1 protein-coding gene is annotated in these 238 nt (G+C 45.8%); it reads left to right on the plus strand.

Annotation, left to right across the window (positions count from 1 at the left end; genetic code table 11):
- A partial coding sequence (locus RMT89_RS45290; RefSeq protein WP_315889577.1) for a hypothetical protein occupies window positions 1-238 on the plus strand: 238 nt, incomplete at both ends.

The following is a 238-nucleotide window of genomic DNA, read 5'->3' on the forward strand; positions in this document are numbered from 1 at the left end:
CGACATCTTCATGAAGAATTCGCCTCTTGATCTGCTTGCAGAAATCAATGAATTCCCTGAAGTTGCTGAACAGTTCAACTCCAATATGGCACGTGCCATTGATGGAACTAGCAAGCCCAAGGGAGCTGTTACGGAATACGAAATTCGTGCATATCTGGAACGGGTCAAGAATGCCCTGTCCGATAATGCATTGCGTATCGAAGCCCGTAATAACGTCATTGGTTCCGATGTGTCTGTT

It is taken from the genome of Streptomyces sp. P17, from assembly GCF_032436805.1.
Taxonomy (GTDB): domain Bacteria; phylum Actinomycetota; class Actinomycetes; order Streptomycetales; family Streptomycetaceae; genus Streptomyces.